Source organism: Pseudoxanthomonas japonensis (genome assembly GCF_010093445.1).
Lineage (GTDB): Bacteria > Pseudomonadota > Gammaproteobacteria > Xanthomonadales > Xanthomonadaceae > Pseudoxanthomonas_A > Pseudoxanthomonas_A japonensis.
The window spans coordinates 44,034-61,096 of record NZ_PDWW01000003.1 but is presented as its reverse complement, the minus strand read 5'-3'; the positions used below and the strand labels follow the sequence as shown (position 1 = coordinate 61,096).

General features: G+C 68.5%; 15 protein-coding genes and 1 tRNA gene. 4 read left to right on the top strand and 12 right to left on the bottom strand.

Annotated features, from left to right (window positions below):
• Window positions 1-98 precede the first annotated feature (98 nt).
• Both metG and rnfB read left to right on the top strand, forming a co-directional pair.
• Entirely contained in the window at window positions 99-2,162 is a 2,064-nt protein-coding gene (gene metG, locus CSC78_RS03605; protein WP_162336543.1) for a methionine--tRNA ligase, read from the top strand.
• Window positions 2,128-2,598 carry an Rnf electron transport complex subunit RnfB gene (gene rnfB / locus CSC78_RS03600; protein ID WP_162336687.1) on the top strand — a complete coding sequence of 157 codons (471 nt, stop codon included), beginning with the start codon at window positions 2,128-2,130 and terminating at the stop codon, window positions 2,596-2,598. Before metG ends, rnfB begins: the two co-directional genes overlap by 35 nt.
• A gap of 38 nt (window positions 2,599-2,636) precedes the next feature.
• Here rnfB and CSC78_RS03595 read toward each other — a convergent pair whose 3' ends face one another.
• From CSC78_RS03595 to CSC78_RS03570, 6 genes are all read right to left on the bottom strand, one after another.
• Window positions 2,637-3,572, bottom strand: a complete 936-nt coding sequence (locus tag CSC78_RS03595; protein ID WP_162336542.1) for a TraB/GumN family protein — start codon at window positions 3,570-3,572, stop codon at window positions 2,637-2,639.
• 13 nt (window positions 3,573-3,585) lie between these two features.
• Window positions 3,586-4,521, bottom strand: coding sequence for a DUF1684 domain-containing protein (locus CSC78_RS03590; protein WP_238391150.1), 936 nt, complete (start codon window positions 4,519-4,521; stop codon window positions 3,586-3,588).
• 1 nt (window position 4,522) lies between these two features.
• The gene (gene mutL / locus CSC78_RS03585) at window positions 4,523-6,322 is read right to left on the bottom strand and encodes a DNA mismatch repair endonuclease MutL (RefSeq protein ID WP_162336541.1); all 1,800 of its coding nucleotides are present in this window, start codon (window positions 6,320-6,322) and stop codon (window positions 4,523-4,525) included.
• Window positions 6,323-6,387: 65 nt separating this feature from the next.
• Window positions 6,388-7,929, bottom strand: a complete 1,542-nt coding sequence (locus tag CSC78_RS03580) for an N-acetylmuramoyl-L-alanine amidase (protein ID WP_162336540.1) — start codon at window positions 7,927-7,929, stop codon at window positions 6,388-6,390.
• Window positions 7,930-8,004: 75 nt separating this feature from the next.
• Window positions 8,005-8,487, bottom strand: a complete 483-nt coding sequence (tsaE, locus tag CSC78_RS03575) for a tRNA (adenosine(37)-N6)-threonylcarbamoyltransferase complex ATPase subunit type 1 TsaE (protein WP_162336539.1) — start codon at window positions 8,485-8,487, stop codon at window positions 8,005-8,007.
• 50 nt (window positions 8,488-8,537) lie between these two features.
• On the bottom strand, window positions 8,538-10,010 hold the full coding sequence (locus tag CSC78_RS03570) for an NAD(P)H-hydrate dehydratase (RefSeq protein ID WP_162336538.1): 1,473 nt from the start codon (window positions 10,008-10,010) through the stop codon (window positions 8,538-8,540).
• A 66-nt stretch (window positions 10,011-10,076) separates the two neighbouring features.
• On the opposite strand from CSC78_RS03570, the gene queG reads away from it, so the two are divergent.
• Window positions 10,077-11,252 carry a tRNA epoxyqueuosine(34) reductase QueG gene (gene queG / locus CSC78_RS03565; RefSeq protein WP_162336537.1) on the top strand — a complete coding sequence of 392 codons (1,176 nt, stop codon included), beginning with the start codon at window positions 10,077-10,079 and terminating at the stop codon, window positions 11,250-11,252.
• Here queG and pgi read toward each other — a convergent pair.
• The 6 genes from pgi to pcnB form a co-directional block, all read right to left on the bottom strand.
• Window positions 11,249-12,760 carry a glucose-6-phosphate isomerase gene (gene pgi / locus CSC78_RS03560; protein WP_162336536.1) on the bottom strand — a complete coding sequence of 504 codons (1,512 nt, stop codon included), beginning with the start codon at window positions 12,758-12,760 and terminating at the stop codon, window positions 11,249-11,251. The two genes, queG and pgi, sit on opposite strands and share 4 nt — an antisense overlap.
• A gap of 1 nt (window position 12,761) precedes the next feature.
• Complete coding sequence (gene panD / locus CSC78_RS03555) at window positions 12,762-13,142, bottom strand: aspartate 1-decarboxylase (protein WP_162336535.1); 381 nt, start codon at window positions 13,140-13,142, stop codon at window positions 12,762-12,764.
• 73 nt (window positions 13,143-13,215) lie between these two features.
• Complete coding sequence (gene panC, locus CSC78_RS03550; protein ID WP_162336534.1) at window positions 13,216-14,058, bottom strand: pantoate--beta-alanine ligase; 843 nt, start codon at window positions 14,056-14,058, stop codon at window positions 13,216-13,218.
• 36 nt (window positions 14,059-14,094) lie between these two features.
• Window positions 14,095-14,907, bottom strand: coding sequence for a 3-methyl-2-oxobutanoate hydroxymethyltransferase (panB, locus tag CSC78_RS03545; RefSeq protein WP_162336533.1), 813 nt, complete (start codon window positions 14,905-14,907; stop codon window positions 14,095-14,097).
• A gap of 17 nt (window positions 14,908-14,924) precedes the next feature.
• The gene (gene folK, locus CSC78_RS03540) at window positions 14,925-15,413 is read right to left on the bottom strand and encodes a 2-amino-4-hydroxy-6-hydroxymethyldihydropteridine diphosphokinase (protein ID WP_379609303.1); all 489 of its coding nucleotides are present in this window, start codon (window positions 15,411-15,413) and stop codon (window positions 14,925-14,927) included.
• A complete protein-coding gene (gene pcnB / locus CSC78_RS03535) occupies window positions 15,413-16,765 on the bottom strand; it encodes a polynucleotide adenylyltransferase PcnB (RefSeq protein WP_238391149.1) in 1,353 nt (450 codons plus the stop codon). Before pcnB ends, folK begins: the two co-directional genes overlap by 1 nt.
• Before the next feature lie 74 nt (window positions 16,766-16,839).
• On the opposite strand from pcnB, the gene CSC78_RS03530 reads away from it, so the two are divergent.
• A tRNA-Glu gene (locus CSC78_RS03530) sits at window positions 16,840-16,914 on the top strand.
• Window positions 16,915-17,063 lie beyond the last annotated feature (149 nt).

Here is a 17,063-nt window from a genome sequence, read left to right as displayed (position 1 = left end):
TCGCAGGCCCGGCATTGCCGGGCCTGTTGCGTTTGGGCCGCCGGAAGGGCCTCCATCCGGGCATGCGATAATCGCCGCCCCCCGTCGCGAAGTCCGTCATGAGCCGCACCGCACTCGTCACCAACGCCCTGCCCTACGCCAACGGCCCGCTGCACCTGGGTCACCTGGTGGGCTACATCCAGGGCGACATCTGGGTGCGGGCACGCCGGATGCGGGGCGACACGGTCCACTTCGTCTGCGCCGACGACACCCACGGCACGCCGATCATGCTGGCGGCCGAGAAGGCCGGCGTCACGCCCGAGGCCTTCATCGCCGGCATCCAGGCCAGCCACGAGCGCGACTTCGCCGCGTTCGGCGTGGCCTTCGACCACTACGACTCGACCAACTCCACGGCCAACCGCGAGCTGACCGAGCAGTTCTACCAGCGCCTGGACGCGGGCGGCCACATCAGCCGCCGCACGGTCGCGCAGTTCTACGACCCCGCCAAGGGCATGTTCCTGCCCGACCGCTACATCAAGGGCATCTGCCCGAACTGCGGCTCCGCCGACCAGTACGGCGACAACTGCGAGGTCTGCGGTGCCACGTACGCGCCGACGGACCTGAAGGAACCGAAGTCGATCCTGTCCGGCAGCACGCCGGAGATCCGCGACTCGGAGCATTACTTCTTCGAAGTCGGCCGCTTCGATGCCTTCCTGCGCGAGTGGCTGGCCGGCGACGTCGCCCTGCCCGGCGTCAAGGCGAAGCTGCGCGAATGGCTGGATGCCGAAGGTGGCCTGCGCGCGTGGGACATCTCGCGCGATGCGCCGTATTTCGGCTTCGAGATCCCCGGCGCGCCCGGCAAGTACTTCTACGTGTGGCTGGATGCGCCGATCGGCTACCTGAGCAGCTTCCGCAACCTGTGCACCGAGCGCGGCCTCGACTTCGCCCCGCACCTGGAAGCCGGCACCGATGTCGAACTGCACCACTTCATCGGCAAGGACATCGTCAACTTCCACGGCCTGTTCTGGCCGGCGGTGTTGCATGGCACCGGCCATCGCGCGCCGACGCGGCTGCACGTCAACGGTTACCTGACCGTGGACGGCGCGAAGATGTCGAAGTCGCGCGGCACCTTCATCATGGCGCGCACCTACCTGGACGTGGGCCTGGAACCGGAAGCGCTGCGCTATTACTACGCGGCCAAGTCGTCGGGCGGCGTCGACGACCTCGACCTGAACCTCGGCGACTTCGTCGCGCGCGTCAACGCCGACCTGGTCGGCAAGTTCGTCAACCTGGCCAGCCGCTGCGCGGGTTTCATCGACAAGCGCTTCGCCGGCCGTCTAGCCGACGTGCTGCCCGATCCGGCCATGTACCAGCGCTTCGTCGACGCGCTCGGCCCGATCGCCGACGCCTACGAGCGCAATGAACCCGCCACCGCCCTGCGGCTGACGATGGCGTTGGCCGACGAGGCCAACAAGTACATCGACGAGACGAAGCCGTGGGTGATCGCCAAGCAGGAAGGCGCGGACGCCGAACTGCAGTCGGTCTGCACGCAGGGTCTGAACCTGTTCCGCGTCCTGGCCGCCGCGCTGAAGCCGGTGCTCCCGCGCACGACCGCTGAGGCGGAGGCCTTCCTCAGCGCGCCGGTCGAGACCTGGGCCGATGTTGCGGCGCCGCTGCAGGCGCACACCATCCAGCCGTATTCCGCCCTCTTCACCCGTATCGACCCGAAACTGATCGACGCCATGACCGACGCTTCCAAGGACACCCTCGCCGCCGCGCCCGCGCCCGCCGCCCCCGAGAAGAAGACGGAAGCCAAGTCCTCCGTACCTGCGGAATCGAAGGACGCGACGGGCACCATCGGCATCGAGGATTTTTCCAAGCTCGACCTGCGCATCGGCAAGGTGCTGGAGTGCGGCTTCGTGGATGGTTCCGACAAGCTGCTGCGCTTCCTGCTGGACGCCGGCGACCTGGGCCAACGCCAGATCTTCTCCGGCATCCGCGCCAGCTACGGCGAGCCGGACAAGCTGGTCGGCCGCAACGTGGTGTTCATCGCCAACCTCGCGCCGCGCAAGATGCGCTTCGGTCTGAGCGAAGGCATGATCCTGTCGGCCGGCTTCGACGGTGGCGCGCTGGCGCTGCTGGACGCCGATGCCGGTGCCCTGCCCGGCATGCCGGTGCGTTGAGGCGGCCAGCCACGCCACGGCGATGAACGCCGATCTCGTCGAACGCCTCGACCGCCTGTTGCCGCAGACCCAATGCGGCCAGTGCGGCTTCGACGGCTGCCTGCCGTACGCGCAGGCGATGGCACGCGGCGACGCCGGCGTGGATCATTGCCCGCCCGGTGGCGATGCAGGTGCGCGGGCGCTCGCCCGCGTGCTGGACGTACCGCCGCGGCCCTACGACCGGGCGCGCGGCACCCACAAGCCCGCGATCGTCGCGGTGGTCGTCGAAGCCGACTGCATCGGCTGCACCAAGTGCATCCAGGCGTGCCCGGTGGACGCGATCATCGGCGGCGCAAAACACATGCACGTGGTGATCGACCCGCTCTGCACGGGCTGCGAACTGTGCGTGCCCGCCTGCCCCGTGGACTGCATCGTGATGGAACCGGCCCGCGCGTGATGCGTCGGGTGCCGGCGTCACGCCGGATCAGCTGACGGTCAACGCCCACCCGCCGCGCAGGCGGAACAGACGCGTTCGACCTTGTAGCCCTGGTCGCGCAACTTCTCCACCACGCCATCCTCACCCAGCAGGTGCAATGCACCGACCACGACCAGCGCATCGTCGTCGCCCGGCTGATCGAGAAGTTGCCGGATCTTCGGTACCCACGCGTCGTTGCGGTCGACGTTGATGCGCCGGTACAGGCGCGGATACTGCTCGCGCATGTCGGACGCCATGCCGTTCCACAAGGTTTCGGCGTCTCCACGGCGCCAGGCGTCGTGCAGGCGCTGGGTCTCTGCCGACCCCTTGTCGGCCTGCTCCAGGGCTTCGGCCACGAACTGGCGCTGCTCGCTCGCGTCCATGCCGTCCAGCACGCCGATCTGCTCCTGCATGCGCTCCAGCCCGCTGGCGGGCTTGCCGGCCGCCAGCGCCTTGTCCATGAAGTGATTGTCCAGGCCCAGTTTCGGGTCCAGACCCTGCTTGGTCATCTCGACGATGCTGATCGTCAGGCCGACGAACCACGGCTCGAAACCGTTGAACGAAGCGAGCGGCAGATTGTTCTTGCCCGCCCACGCCTCCAGCCGCGTCCAGGTGGCGGCATCCAGGTCCTGTTGCAGCGTCTTGCCGTCGACGCGCATCGCGGCCTGCATCATCAGCTGCGAAGCGGCCGGCGAGCGCATTTCCTCCGGCGACAGTTCGAACAGCACGCGCTCGGCGTCGTCGAAGGCGGCATCGACATCACCGGACAGCGGGTAGTCGCTCGGACGCAGCAGATGGAACGAGCCCAGCAGGTAGACGGCGTTGTCCTTGTCGGACACCTTCCACAACAGCGGCACCGATGCTCCGGCCGCCTTGGGCGCATCCGCGGCGAGCACGGATGCACTGCCGAGCAGTGCAGTGACGACGAGGGCTTTCAGCGAACGGCGCAGCAGCATCGCGAGATTTCCTTCAGAGCACTTTGATGGGTTTCGCGTAGGTCTTCTCGCCGGCCTCGACCCGCAGGTCCAGGCGATTCTCCGCCGGTGGCAACGGACAGGTCGCGTACGGCGTGAAGGCGCAGGGCGGGTTGTAGGCGCGATTGAAATCCAGCACCACCTTGCCCGCCTGTGGCGCATCGGCATCCAGGAAGCGACCGGCCGGGTAACTTCCATGCCCACTGGTGCGGTCCGCCAACACGAAGAACAGCGGCCCGCCTACCTGCCCCAGCGCCTCCAGGCGGAAGGTCGTGCCGTCGCGTTCGAACTCGACCACGCCAGGGTTCGGCGACTCGTTGGCCACGCCGATCACATCGACGATGGTGAGCGTCTTGCCGGGCGGATGGGGAATGAAGCGCCCTTCGATACGCCAGTCCTCCTGCGCGGGCCAGTAATCGAGCCCGACGAACTGCGTACGCGACTCGGCATCGGCATGCTTCACGCGCAACGCGTGGCGGCCACCGCGCTCGATCACCGTCAGCAGGCCCTTGCCGTCGTCGAAACCGACCGTGGATGGATTGGGATCGCGGTCGCTTTCGAGTTCAACGCGCCCCTTCAGCGGTTCGCCGTTGTAGGTCAGCGTGGTGCCACCCTCGGGCGTGAGGAACACGCGCTTGTCCTGCTGCGTGACCATGCCCAGCCTGGCCGGACCGACGGCGAGCTTGATGCCGCTGCCCGGCCCGCTGCCGATGAAGTGCGATTTCAGCTCGATCCAGTGCAGGCCGACCAGGCTGGTCCAACCGTCGGGGGCGATCAATTCGTTCCTGCGCTGCTCGCGCCAGGCCGCGTTGTCGGCCAGGAATCGGGCGTCGGCCACCTTGCCGGTGGTCGCGACCTTGTCCTCGCCGCCGCAGCCGGCCAGCAATCCCACCAGCATGGCCATCCCCAGCCATCCCGTGTTTTTCCCCATGTCAGCGTCCTCGCAGGAACCAGCGATCGATCTCGTTCAAGGAAAAGCGCGCCCAGGTCGGGCGGCCGTGATTGCATTGCCCCGAGCGCTCGGTGGCTTCCATCTCACGCAGCAGGGCGTTCATCTCGGGCAGCGTAAGCCGACGGTTGGCACGCACGGCGCCGTGGCAGGCCATCGTCGCCAACAGCTCGTCGCGCGCCGCCGCCACGCGCCGGCTCTCGCCGTGTTCGCGCAGGTCGGCCAGTACGTCGCGCAAGAGAGCCTCGGGTTCGGCATTCGACAGCAGGGCGGGAATGCTGCGCACGTTCAACGACTGCGGGCCGCTGCGGGTGACGTCGAAACCGAGCGTCGCCAGCGTGGCGGCTTCGCGCTCGGCCACGTCCGCCTCGCGTTCCGCGACCGCCAGCGCCATCGGCACCAGTAGCGGCTGCGAGCGCAGGCCGATGCTGTCGTGCGCGCCTTTCAGTTTCTCGTAGCCGATGCGCTCATGGGCCGCATGCATGTCGACCACGATCAGGCCGTCGGCGTTCTCCGCCAGGATGTAGATGCCGTGCAGCTGCGCAATGGCGAAACCGAGCGGCGGAATGCCGTCGGCATCGGTGGCCGGCATTGCCTGCACGGACGCCGGCGGCATCATGCCGGCCTGCATCGCGTCTACCGCCGGCGCCGCATACAACGCGGCATACGCCGCCGGCGCTTCCGCCACGTTGAGCCCCAGCGGCGACTGCTGGGTGGGCATCCAGGCGGACGGCACGGATGCAGGCCGCGCAGCGAACGGCGACGGCGTGACGTCCTGCGGCATCGCACCCGCGCGCGTTTCCGCCAGCGCTTCGTGCAGCGTGCGATAGACGAAGTCGTGGATCAGCCGCGTATCGCGGAACCGCACTTCATGCTTGGCCGGATGCACATTGACGTCGACGCGGGTGGGATCGAGTTCGAGGAACAGTACGTACGCCGGCTGGCGGCCATGGAACAGCACATCCTGGTACGCCATCTTCACCGCATGCGCGATGTTGCGGTCGCGCACCGAACGCCCGTTGACGTAGACGTACTGCTGGTCGGCGCTCGCGCGCGAATAGCTGGGCTGCGCGATCCAGCCGTGCAGGCGCATGCCGGCGGCCGCATGATCCACGCGCAGCGCGCTGCGTGAGAAGTCGTCGCCCAGCGTTTCGCTGAGGCGGGCGAGCGATTCCAGCTCGTCCGCCTTGTACCGCCGCGACGGCCGACCGTTGTGCGAGACGCGCAATTCGATGTCGGGACGCGCCAGCGCCAGCGAACGGAGCCACTCTTCGATGTGGCCCATCTCGGTGCGCTCTGCGCGCAGGAACTTGCGCCGCGCCGGCACGTTGTAGAACAGCTCGCGTACTTCCACGGTGGTGCCGACCGCGTGCGGCTTGGGCGCCACTTCGCCGACCTTGCCGCCTTCGACCTGAAGCGATGCACCGTGTTCGTCCTGCGCGCGGCGCGAGGTCAGTGCGAAGCGGCTGACCGAGGCGATCGACGGCAGCGCTTCGCCGCGGAATCCGAGCGTGGCGACCGCTTCCAGGTCGTCGAGCGAGGCGATCTTGCTGGTGGCGTGGCGCGACACCGCCAGCGGCAGTTCTTCCGGTGCGATGCCGCCGCCGTCGTCGCGGATGCGGATCAGGCGGACGCCGCCCTCTTCCAGATCGATGTCGACGCGGCGCGCGCCGGCATCCAGGGCGTTTTCGACCAGCTCCTTGACCACGGACGCGGGCCGTTCGACGACTTCGCCGGCGGCGATCTGGTTGATGAGGGTGTCGGGAAGCTGGCGGATCGGCACGTGCTGGCGGCGCGGTGGCGCCGTCTCGGGGAATCAGCCGTGATGATAGCCGAGCGGGCGCGGACTCAGGGCGCGCCGGCGGCGCCGCCTGCCGCGACGGTACGTGCGTCGGCCTCGGCCTGCGCACGGGCGGCGAACAGCGTGCCCGGCGGCGGCTGGCGGGTGAAATACGTCTGCACGCCATCGAGGACGGCCGAGGCGATCTGGCGCTGGTAGGCCGGATCCTTCAGGCGACGCTCTTCGTCCGGATTGGAGATGAAGGCGGTTTCCACCAGCATCGCGGGCATGTCGGACGTGCGCAGCACGGCGAAGTTGGCGCGCTCGATGTTCGGCTTGTGGTTGTTGCCGATGCGCTTCAGGCCCGCCAGCACGTGGTCGGCGGCGTTCTCCGATGCGCGCATGTGGCCGCTCTGGGCGAGGTCGAGCAGGATCGACGACAGCGTGTTGTCGACCTTCTGCAATGCCACGCCGCCGATCAGGTCGGAGGAGTTTTCCTTGTCCGCCAACCAGCGGGCACGCTGCGAAGACGCGCCCTTCAGGGAAAGGACATAAACGGACGACCCGCGTGCGGCCCGGTTCTCGGCGGCATCGGCATGCAGCGAGACGAAGATGTCGGCGCGCGCGGCACGTGCCAACCGGGCGCGCTGCGGCAGCGGGATGAACACATCCGTGTCGCGCGTGAGGAACGCCTTCAACCCTGGCGTCGCGTTGATCTGACGCGCCAGTTCGCGCGCGATCTGCAGCACCACGTGTTTCTCGTGGGTGCCGTTGGGTCCTACCGCGCCGGGATCCTGCCCGCCGTGGCCGGGATCGATCGCCACGACCAGGGGACGCATCCCCTTCGCCATCGCCACGGCAGGCCTTGCCTGCTCATCCGCAGGCACCGCTGCAGGCTGCTCGACGGTGGTGGTCGCCGTGGGAGGCACCGACGGCTGGCCGGTGGCGATCGTGTACGCAGGACGCTCCGTCGTGGCGGACGGGACAGCGGCTGACGGCTGCCCGTTGAGGATCGCCTGCGGCGAAGGGCCTGCGGCCGCCAGGGCGGTGGGCACGTTCGATTCCGAGGCCGCACCGGCCTGGACCACCTGCGCGGTCAGCAGGGCGGTCGCGCGGGCGGCATCCGCCTGTGGCGACGTCGAGGGCGTCGCGGTTGCAGGCGCTGCAGACGTGTTGGTGGCGACGGACGTGGCGGGTACCGTCGCGCCATCGCCCGGCCATTCGATCACCAGCCGCGCATTGGCGCCTTCCTGCTCCATCCGCGGCTTGAGCGCGGTGACCGGCGACGCGAGGTCGAAGACGACACGCAGCGTGTTCGCGTCCGGCTGGCCGGTACGCACGGCTCGCACGACGCCGGCCGGCGCCGGCAGCCGCAGGCCGGCTTTCGCCGTCGAGGCTGGCAGGTCGACGACCAGACGGTCAGGACCTTTCAGGGCGAGGGTCTTGTACTGCCCGGCGCCTGCGAGCTGGATTTCCGCCCGCGTGCCGGTGCTGCCCTGGGCAACCGTGACGCCGGTGACTTCGCCGGCCAGCAGCGTGCACGGCACCACGGCCAGCACCGCCGCAAGGGCGAGACGCAGCGTAGCGGTGGTGGGAATCCCCGGGCTCATGCGGCGGATTCAAGCATCATCCGCCCACGAATGCAAGGCGTTTTCCCTTAATAATCCGTGACCTGCCGGATGTTCCTAACCGACCTGGAGAGATGGTGCCTGCAACTGCCGTTCGGCAGCCAGCCGTCCAAGCCACTGCTCGCCAACGGCCGAGGCGCCGCTCAGCGACGCCGAGCGGCCCGCCCCTTCGACCGCCAACGCCACGTGCAGGTCGGGGGCAGGCAGCGCAGCGGCGCCACGCTCGGGCCATTCGACCAGCCACAGGACGGCGGCACCCTCGTCCAGGCCGAGGAATTCGAGTTCACCGGCGTCGCCGATGCGGTACAGGTCCAAATGCCAAGCCTCTCCCCCCTCGACCGGGTAGCGCTCGACCAGCGTGTAGGTGGGACTGCGGATGGCACCCGCCACACCAAGCGTCCGCAACAGCGCGCGCGCCAGCGTGGACTTGCCTGCACCAAGGTCACCTTGCAGGTGCACGACGGCGGCCGCAGGTCGCGTGCGTGCGAGCGCCTGGCCCAGCGCTTCGGTGGCGTCGTTGTCGGGAAGGAACACGTGCATGCGGCGATTCTAAGCGCTCGCGCAGCATCCGCCATGCAGGCATGCGCCGATCATGGATTGGACAATCGCCGCAGGTGCGCGAACAGGTCGGACGGCAGCAGACCGCGCTGCCCGTCCCACGCCACGGCGTCGCCGGCCAGCGCGTGCAGCAGTGCGCCCGCGCTGGCGGCATCGAACGCGGAAAGACCCTGCGCGCGCAGCGCAGCGATGATGCCGGTCAGCACATCGCCCATGCCGCCCACCGCCATGCCGGGATTTCCGGCGTCGATCACGCGCGGGGTCTCGCCAGGCGCCGCCACGACCGTGCCCGCGCCTTTCAGCACGACCACGCAGCCGTGGCGCTGTGCGATCGCGTGGGCGGCGGCGAAACGATCACGCTGCACGTCGGCGCTGGTGCATTCCAGCAGACGCGCCGCTTCGCCCGGATGCGGTGTCAGGATCGCGTCGTCCAACGGAAACGGCGAACTGGCGCGCAGATTGAGCGCATCCGCATCGAGCACCAGCGGCTTTGCACTGCGCACGGCATGCAGGAAAAGAGCGCTACTCCACTCGCCCTGCCCCAGTCCGGGACCGACGGCGATCACGCGCGCGCGCGCTATCAATGGCGCAAGATCATCCGTCGATTCCACGGCGCGCACCATCGCTTCCGGCCTGCGTGCCAGCAGCGGCGCGACATTGACCGGACGCGTGGCCACGCTCACCAGACCAGCACCGGTGCGCAATGCGGCTTCGGCGCACAGCGCGATCGCGCCGCCACTGCCCTCGTCGCCACCGATGCAGAGCACATGACCGGATTCGCCCTTGTGCGTGTTGCGACGGCGCGGCAGCAGCCAGCGCGCGAGTGCGTCATGACCCAGCAGCGCAGCCTCGATCTGCACGCTGTCGAAGGCGGCGGCAGGAACGTCGAGTTCTTCCAGCGCAAGCTCGCCGGTGTATTCCAGCGCATCGCCGGTATACAGGCCGGCGTGCCGCACGATGAACTGCAGCGTGCGCGTCGCCAGTACCGCGGCGCCCGGGGCACATCCCTTGTCCGCATCCACGCCGCTCGGTACGTCGAGCGCGAATACCGGTGCCGCCTGCGCATTGATCGCCTCGATCAGCGCCCGTACCTCGCGCTCCGGCGCGCGCGACAGCCCGATGCCGAACAGCGCATCCACCACCACGTCCGCCTTCGGCAACGCGCCGTTGAACAGCGTGACCTGGCCGCCCCCTGCGACGTAGTCGGTGCAGGCGCGTTGCGCGACCGGGTTGCCGGGAACGTGCGCCGGCAGATGGACAACGTCGACGCGGCGCCCCGCACGATGTGCGTGCCGCGCCAGCACGTAACCGTCGCCACCGTTGCTGCCGGGTCCGCACACCACGACGATGCGTTGCGCCTCGGGCCAATGCAGCAGCAGGTGCTGCCAGGCGGCCAGCCCGGCGCGTTGCATCAGCACATACGGATCACCGCCGAGGACCTGCGTGGCGCGCGCATCCAGTGCCCGCGCGGCGTGCGTGGAATACAGGGGCCAGGTGCCGGACATGGCGGAATTCTAGGTCTACCCCGGGTTGCGGGGAAGTGAATCCGGCCGGCCTCCTATAATCCACACATGCCATCCGTCGGTTCCACCACGACTCCACCCGATCCCGCCGCACTCGCCCACCGCGTGCGGACGCTGGCGCGCGAGTTCGGTTTCCAGCGCTGCGGCATCGCCGGCATCGAACTGGGCGACGACGAGCGCCATCTCCGCGACTGGCTGGCGGAAGGCCTGTACGGCTCGATGGAATGGATGGCCCAGCATGGCGACAAACGGTCACGTCCGCAGGAACTGATCCCCGGCACGCTGCGGGTCATCTCGGTGGGACTGGACTACGGCCGCAACGACAGCGACGACGCGTGGGACACACTGCGCGATGGCGAGCGTGCCTACGTGGCGCGGTACGCTCTCGGCCGCGATTACCACAAGCTGATGCGCAACCGGCTGCAGAAGCTGGCCGAATGCCTGCAGCAGGAAGTCGGGGCATTCGGCCATCGCGTCTTCGTGGATTCGGCGCCGGTGCTGGAGCGTGCGCTGGCGCGCAACGCCGGGCTGGGCTGGATCGGCAAGCACACCTGCCTGATCGACAAGGACGGCGGCTCCTGGTTCTTCCTCGGCGAAATCTACGTCGACCTGCCGCTGCCCGTCGACACGCCGGCCAGCGCGCACTGCGGCACCTGCACGCGCTGCATCGACGTCTGCCCGACGCAGGCGATCACCGCACCGTACCGGCTCGATGCGCGCCGCTGCATCTCCTACCTGACCATCGAACACGATGGCGCGATTCCGGAAGAGCTGCGCCCGGCGATCGGCAACCGCATCTTCGGCTGCGACGACTGCCAGCTCGTGTGTCCCTGGAACAAGTTCGCCAAGCGCACGGACGAACCGGATTTCCGCGCACGCAACGAGCTTGACGTGGCGACGTTGCCGCAGTTGTTCGCATGGGACGAGGCGGAATTCCTGCGCCGCACCGAAGGTTCGGCGATCCGCCGCAGCGGGCACGAGCGCTGGCTGCGCAACATCGCGGTGGCGCTGGGCAATGCGCCCACTACACCCGACGTGCTGGCCGCGCTGGCCAGCCGGCGTGAGGATCCATCACCCCTCGTACGTGAGCACGTGGCCTGGGCACTAGCGCGCCACCGCCTGACGGTGGGAGCGACGCAAGTCGCGAAGCGCGCCGACCACAAGCTCGCGACTCACGTCGCTCCCACAAGATCCCGGAGCGCTCGTTGTGGCAGCGGCGACTAGCCGCGTGCTTTCAGCTCCGCCAGCAGCGCGCGCGTCACCGGATCCTGCGCTTCACCCTGCCCCTTCAATGCAGGCAGCAGGCCGTTGGCGAGCTGCTTGCCCAGTTCGACGCCGAACTGGTCGAAGGCATTGATGCCCCACAGCACCGACTGCGCGTAGACGCTGTGTTCGTACATCGCGATCAGGCCACCGAGCGACTGCGGCGTCAGCGCATCCAGCAGGATCATCGTGCTGGGCCGGCCACCGGCGTAACTGCGGTGCGGGTCATCGCTGGTCTGTCCGTTCGCCAGGGCTTCGCTCTGCGCCAGCAGGTTGGACATCAGGGCGAGGTGGTTCTCGGCGTAGGGATCGTCGTTGCGGACGGTGCCGACGAAATCCAGCGGCACGATCTGCGTGCCCTGGTGCAGTGCCTGGAAGAAGCTGTGCTGCACGTCGGTGCCCGCACCGCCCCACCAGACCGGGACGGTGTCGACGTCGACCGGGCTGCCATCCAGCTTTACAGACTTGCCCAGGCTCTCCATCACCAGCTGCTGCAGGTAGGCCGGCAGCAGCGCGAGGCGCTGATCGTAGGTCATCACGCCGTGCGCGGCATGGCCGAGGACATTCCGGTTCCACACCGCCGTCAGCGCATGGCGCACGGCGATGTTGTCCGCCAGCGGCGTGCCGATGACGTGGGCATCGAACGCCGATGCACCGTCCAGCAACTGTTCGAAGCGGTCGAAACCGATCGCCAGCGCGATCGGCAGACCGACCGCCGACCACAGCGAGTAACGGCCACCGACCCAGTCCCACATCGGCAGCACGCGCTCGGGCGCGATGTCGAAGGCCGCCGCGGCCCGCTCGGGGTTGGCACTGACCGCGTACAGCCGTTCGCTGCCACCCAGCCAGTCGCGCAGGATGCCGCCGTTGAGCAGCGTTTCCTGTGTACCGAATGTCTTGGAGATCAGCACCGCCGCCGTGCGCGCGGGGTCGAGCGGCGCCAGCGTGCGTTGCGCCGCCGCACCATCGACGTTGGACAGGAAGTGCACACGGAACCGGCCCGGCAGCGGATCGCGCAGCGCGTCCGCGACCAGCCGCGGCCCGAGATCCGAACCGCCGATGCCGACACTGACGATGTCGGTGACGTCGCTGCCTTCCAGCTGCGCGATCAGCGCCGCCATGCGCTGGCGAACGTCGGACGCGGCAGCGAAGGCTTCGCGCGCCACGACGGCCTCCGAATGCTGTCCACGGAGCGCGGTATGCAATGCCGCCCGACCCTCGGTGACGTTGACCTTCTCACCATCGAACAGACGGCGGAAGGCACCGGTCAGGTCGACTGACTCCGCTTGCGCAAGCAGTGCCTGCCAGGCCGGCGCGTCGTACGACTGCCGCGCAAAGTTGAAGTACAGCGGACCGCTGCGCAGCGTATGGGCGGCGACGCGATCCGGCCCGCGCGTCAGCAGCGTGCTCAACGGAACCGCACGCAGGCGCGCGGCGTGGGACTGCACTGCGTCGAAACCCTGGCTCATGTCAGGCCGCCTGCTTGGGGATGCTGCGGTTGGTGTGGGTGATGCGGTTCTGGCCATCCACGTAGACGAGCGTGGGCTGGAACGCATCGGCTTCCTGTTCGCTCATCGAGGCGAACGCGGCGATGATGATCAGGTCGCCCACCTGCACGTGGCGCGCGGCGCCGCCGTTGAGCGAAATGATGCCGCTGCCTTCGTCGGCGCGGATCGCGTAGGTGGAGAAGCGGGCGCCGTTGGTGACGTCCCAGATGTGCACCTGTTCGAACTCGCGGATGCCGGTGGCGTCCAGCAGCAGGCCGTCGATGGCGATCGAGCCTTCGTAGTTCAGCTCGGAATGGGTGACGGTCGCGCGGTGGATCTTGGTCTTGAGCAGGCTGAGGTGCATGTCGGCGGGGAGAAGAACGGGAGCGCGGAGTTTATCCCCTCATGCTGGCCTTGTACCGCGTGCGACTGGCCGCTCAGAACTCCAGATTGTCGATCAGCCGCGTGCGGCCCAGCTTCGCGGCGACCAGTGCGACGCGCGCGCCTTGCTCGCCATCCTGCGGTTCGCTGAGGTCGGGACGACGGATCACCGTGTAGTCCACTTCATAACCAATCGCGGCGAGCTGTCGTCCAGCCTCGATCTCCACCTGTGCGCGCGGCGTGCCGGCCACCAGGTTTTCGCGCATTGCGATCAGGGTCTTTCGGATCTCCGCTGCACGCGGGCGCTCGTCTGCCGACAGGTACTGGTTGCGCGAACTCATCGCCAGGCCATCGGGCTCGCGCACGATGCTGCCGGCAAGGATCTGGATGGGGAACGCCAGGTCGGTGACCAGTTGGCGGATCACCGCGAGTTGCTGGTAATCCTTCTTGCCGAACGCCGCCACATCCGGCTGCACCTGGTTGAACAGGCGGCTGACCACGGTGCATACGCCGTCGAAATGGCCGGGGCGATGCGCGCCCTCGAGCACGCTGCTCACGCCCGGGACATGCACGTTGGCCGCCAGCTCGACGCCGAACGGGTACATGGATTCCACCGTCGGCAGCCACAGGACATCGCAGCCCGCGCCTTCGAGTCCGCTCATGTCCGCTTCCGGCGTACGCGGGTAGCGGGTGAAGTCCTCGTTGGGACCGAACTGGGTCGGATTGACGAACACGCTGGACACCACGCGGTCCGCGTACTGCCGCGCCAGCATCACCAGCGAGTAATGACCGGCGTGCAGGTTGCCCATCGTCGGCACGAAACCGACCCGCAGGCCCTGCTGCCTCCACTCCCGGACGCGTGCACGCAGCGCGTCAAGTTCGGTGATGGTCTCGATCATCGTGGCCCCTGTGGCGAATCGGTGCGCGCGGCGCAGTCAGTAGGAGTGGGCGTCGTCGGGGAAGGCCCCGCTGCGCACCGCGTCGGCGTAGGCGCGCACCGCGCCCGCCACGGAGCCGCCTTCGGCAAGGAAATCCTTGACGAACTTCGGCCGCCGGTGGCCCGTGTCCAGGCCGAGGAAATCGTGCAGCACCAGCACCTGTCCGTCGCAGCCGGGACCGGCACCGATACCGATGGTGGGGATGGCGAGGTCGGCGGTGATCGCGGCCGCCAGCGACGAAGGCACGCATTCCAGTACCAGCAACTGCGCGCCGGCATCGGCGACCGCACGGGCCTCTTCACGCAGGCGAGCGGCAGCGACTTCATTGCGCCCCTGCACCTTGTAACCACCGAACGTGAGGACCGACTGCGGCGTCAGGCCCAGATGGGCGCAGACCGGGATGTCGCGCTCGACCAGGAAGCGGATGACCTCGAGCTTGTGGCCCGCGCCTTCCAGCTTGACCATCTCCGCACCCGCCTGCAGCAGCGCGATAGCCGCATCGAGCGCGCGCTCGGGCGTGGCATCGGACTGGAACGGCAGATCGGACACCAGCAGCGCCCGGTTGAGGCCGCGCGATACGGCACGCGTGTGGTAGACGATGTCGTCCACCGTCACCGGCAGCGTCGAATCATGCCCCTGCACCACCATGCCCAGCGAGTCGCCGATCAGCACCAGGTCGACGCCGTTGGCGTCCAGCACGCGGGCGAAACTGTTGTCGTACGCCGTCAGCATCACCAGCTTGCGACCGTCGCGCTTGGCGTCGGCGAGGGCGGGAACGGTCCAGGGCTTGCTGTCGGCATGCGTGCTCATAGCGCCGCATTATCCACTCATAACGGACGGATGTTGGACATTTCCAGCACGGACACAGCATCCCGCGCAGCGCCATAGCCAGGAATACGGGCCTCCGGCAGCACGTCCAGCAGCGGGACCAGCGCGAAGGCGCGCTCGTGGAGGTGCGGATGCGGCACGCGCAGGCCGGGCTCGTCGATCACCGCGTCTCCGTACAGCAGCAGATCCAGGTCCAGCGTGCGCGGGCCCCAGCGCTCGCCGTCCGGTCGATGCCGGCCGAATTCGGTCTCGACCGCCAGCAACCGTTCCAGCAACGCGCGCGGCGTAAGCGAGGTCTCCAGCAGCGCGACAGCGTTGATGAAATCGGGCTGGTCTTCCCTGCCCCAGGCCGGCGTCCGGTAGAAGCGCGAGACCTCGCGCACGGTGATGCCCTCGCGATGGTCCAGCGCTTCGACTGCCTCGCGCAGCGTATCGGCGGCATCGCCGAGGTTGGCGCCCAGGCCGATGCAGGCCTGGATGACCGGCATCATTCCGGCGACGAGCCGCCGGTACGGCGGCGACGGCGGCGACGGCGCTTGGAAGGCGGCGCGTCTTCGTCGGCGAAGTCTTCCGTCGGCGCGACGCCGAGCGTAGCCGCCAGTTCCTCGCCGGACTGCGTCTGCGCCTCGCGCCAGAACGCGACGTCCTCGGCATGCTCGGGCGAGGCCGCCAGCCGCAGGACCAGGAAGTCGAACGCGGCGCGGAAGCGCGGATGCGTCAGCAGGCGCGTCACGCGCTTGCGCTGGCGATTGCCGAAGCGCGTCTGCAGCAACCAGATCTCCTGCATCGGCAGCGAGAAGCGGCGCGGGAGCGCAACCGTATTCAACTGGTGCAGCGTGACCCGGTCGGCGGCGCGACGTTGCGCCTCTTCGGCCTGCACGCCTTGCGCCTGCAAGCCCATCAGCGCGCGGCAATACGCCGGCCACAGCAACAGCGCGAACAGGAAGGCCGGCGAGACAGGTTCTTCGTTGGCGACGCGCTGGTCGGTACCGCTCAGGCCGGCCAGCACCATGCGTCGCAGCGCACCGCTGCGATTGGACGCCAGCGCGGCCGCGGTTTCGGGAAACAGCACCTTGAGCAGGCCGAAGCGCTCCAGCCCCTCGAAGCTGGCCACGCCGTGCCCGGACAGGAACAGCTTCAGGATCTCTTCGAACAGGCGCGCCGGCGCGGCTTCGGCCAGCAGCGGCGCCAGCGGCGCGATCGGCGCAGCGGTGTCGGCGTCGATCTCGAAGCCCAGCTTGGCGGCCAGGCGCACGGCGCGCAGCATGCGCACGGGATCCTCGCGGTAACGCTGCTCGGGATCGCCGATCAGCTTCAGTCGCCGCGCCATCGTGTCTTCGAAGCCGCCGACGTAGTCGCGGACCGAGAAGTCGTCGATGGCGTAGTAGAGCGCGTTGGCGGTGAAGTCGCGCCGCACTGCGTCGTCTTCCACCGTGCCATAGACGTTGTCGCGCACGAGCCGGCCGTTGTCCATCTCGCGGTCGCCGCTGCCGTCGTCGACGTTGGCGCGGAAGGTGGCCACCTCGATGATCTCTCGCCCGAACACCACGTGCGCCAGCCGGAAGCGGCGGCCGATCAGGCGGCAGTTGCGGAACTGCTGGCGCACCTGTTCCGGCGTGGCGTCGGTGGCGACGTCGAAATCCTTGGGGTGGCCGCCGACCAGCAGGTCGCGCACCGCGCCACCGACCAGGTAGGCCTGGAAACCGGCATCCCGCAGGCGGTAGAGCACGCGCAGCGCGTTAGGGCTGATGTCCTTGCGCGAGATGGTGTGCTGGTCGCGCGGGATGGTTCGCAGAGCGGTGGCGGGCGTAATAGCGGCAGTTCCATGCAGGAGGGTCACGCGGCCGGCGGGGTGGATTGCCCTCGACCCGACCGCCGCCTATACTAATCCGCTACGCCGGTTTCACCAAAAACGCTCCCTTCGTCTAGTGGTTAGGACGTGGCCCTCTCAAGGCTAAAACAGGGGTTCGAGTCCCCTAGGGAGCGCCATCCGGCCGAGGCTGCGGGTTGAGATCCGCAGCAGGTGAGCCACCAGAACCCCGCCCAGGCGGGGTTTTGTGTTTGGGAGCACGGGCTCGCACGCATTAAAGACGGTTTAATCGCACCGGCCTAGCATGGCCGCTCCCATCCACCCGAGG